Below are 1,889 nucleotides of genomic sequence, written 5' to 3' on the forward strand. Positions count from 1 at the left end.
AAAAACTCCTTTAAAAACCCTTGGTGTAACACCGGAGTAAATTCTAAAACCTGATGGGTTGCAACAGAATTTAACGCATAAGGGTCGTTTTTGAAAAACTCCTCTGCTGCTTCTTTGGAATCAAATGTGCCAACCACGATTCCGCCTACTTTTGGATTTTGTGGTCCGCTTGCTAAGAGGTTTTTGCTCTCATAGCCTTTTTGTAAAAAGGCGCGGTGAGCGGGTAAAATCGTTTCAATTTCACTCATTGACTTAGTATAGGTGATTAAAATAACAAATAAATTTTTCATTTTGCTTCCTTACATTCCTTTTTTGACGTCTTCTAGTCGTTGCGCATCGGAAATATTTTGCGCAAGATTATCCCAACGCAGTTTCGCACCTCCTAAAATATGAAAATGCAAGTAAGGCACTTCTTGTCCCCCATCTACGCCTACATTGCTAATGATACGATAGCCGCTTTTGTCTAGGTCTAAAGTGCGTGCAACTTCTTGGATAAAGCTCGTAAAGCCTACCATTTCATTGGGATTGAGTTCCTGAAAATCTTTTGCGAATTTTTTTGGAATCACGAGCACATGCACAGGTGCTTTGGGAGCAATGTCGTGAAATGCTAAAAAATCGTTATTTTCTAAGACTTTGTTGCAAGGGATTTCACCTTTGATGATTTTTTCAAATACGCTCATTTTAAAACCTTTGAAATAAATTTTTGAAATTTTACCTTATTTTATCTATGGATTTTAAGAAAAGTAAATAAAAATTTACAATACAATCTCAAAATTATTTTATCAAAAAAGATTGGGAATGAGATGACAGAAATATTTTCTAAGATTAATCAAGCGCAAACAACCGCAGAACTAGAGGAAATCCGTGTTTTGGTAATGGGCAAAAAGGGAAGTTTAACTGCGCGATTTGCTACACTGAAGTCTTGCAAGGAATCTGAAAAAAAGGCATTGGCTAAAGAATTGAATTCAATCAAAATAGAGTTTGAAAAGGCTTTAGCAGACAAAAAAGAACAACTTACATTAAAAGAGCTTGAAGCAAAACTCAATGCAGAAAAAATTGATGTTTCGCTCTTTTCCCCAAGCTCTCAAAAAGGCGCAAATCACCCCGTTATGCTAATGTTAGATAGAATCGTGGAATATTTTGTGGGAATGAATTTTTCGCTAAATGTTGGACCTTTGGTAGAGGACGATTTTCATAATTTTGAGGCTCTTAATTTGCCCAAATATCACCCTGCGCGCAATATGCAAGATACTTTTTATTTCAAAGATGGCAAGTTGCTTCGCACGCACACATCGCCCGTGCAGGTGCGAACGATGGAATCCCAAAAGCCACCGATTCGTATGATTTGTCCCGGAAGTGTTTTTAGGTGCGATTATGATTTGACGCATACACCGATGTTTCATCAAGTAGAGGGTTTGGTTGTAGAGGAGGGGAGAGATTCGGTGAGCTTTGCGAATCTCAAATTTGTTTTGGAAGATTTTTTGAAATATATGTTTGGAGATGTGAAAGTGCGATTCCGTTCAAGTTTCTTTCCTTTTACAGAGCCAAGTGCGGAAGTGGATATGAGTTGCATTTTTTGCAAGGGTTCGGGGTGTCGTGTATGTTCCCATACGGGTTGGTTAGAAGTGTTGGGTTGTGGGGTAGTAGATAATAATGTTTTTAAGGCAGTAGGTTATGAAAATGTCAGTGGATATGCCTTTGGTTTAGGTGTGGAAAGGTTTGCAATGCTGATGTTTGGAGTGCCAGATTTAAGAGCGTTTTTTGAAAGTGATTTAAGAATTTTGGAGCAGTTTAAATGATTTTTACACGCAGTATTTTAAGTCAAGTTTTACCAATAGAAGAAATTTCAGGCGAGGAGATTTGCAAAGTCTTAAACAAAATAGGGTTAG

Annotated in this window: 3 protein-coding genes; 1 reads left to right on the top strand and 2 read right to left on the bottom strand. The window is 37.6% G+C overall.

Translation table 11 applies throughout. The annotated features are described in order from the left end of the window. Both Q1553_RS00315 and Q1553_RS00320 read right to left on the bottom strand, forming a co-directional pair. Positions 1-290: YciI family protein (locus tag Q1553_RS00315; protein ID WP_300842652.1), on the bottom strand; the 290-nt coding region annotated here is incomplete at its 3' end. Between the two features lie 9 nt (positions 291-299). After that, positions 300-680: a histidine triad nucleotide-binding protein gene (locus tag Q1553_RS00320; protein ID WP_115550833.1), complete on the bottom strand. Its 381-nt coding sequence runs from the start codon at positions 678-680 to the stop codon at positions 300-302. A 123-nt stretch (positions 681-803) separates the two neighbouring features. Here Q1553_RS00320 and pheS point away from each other — a divergent pair, with 123 nt between their 5' ends. After that, positions 804-1,799, top strand: a complete 996-nt coding sequence (pheS, locus tag Q1553_RS00325) for a phenylalanine--tRNA ligase subunit alpha (protein ID WP_115550832.1) — start codon at positions 804-806, stop codon at positions 1,797-1,799. Positions 1,800-1,889 lie beyond the last annotated feature (90 nt).

Source organism: Helicobacter sp. UBA3407, assembly GCF_949747025.1.
Lineage (GTDB): Bacteria > Campylobacterota > Campylobacteria > Campylobacterales > Helicobacteraceae > Helicobacter_D > Helicobacter_D ganmani.

Excerpts from the sequence above, each read along its gene's own strand:
- pheS (WP_115550832.1), top strand. The coding sequence starts at position 804 with ATGACAGAAATATTTTCTAAGATTAATCAAGCGCAAACAACCGCAGAA.
- Q1553_RS00320 (WP_115550833.1), bottom strand. The coding sequence starts at position 680 with ATGAGCGTATTTGAAAAAATCATCAAAGGTGAAATCCCTTGCAACAAA.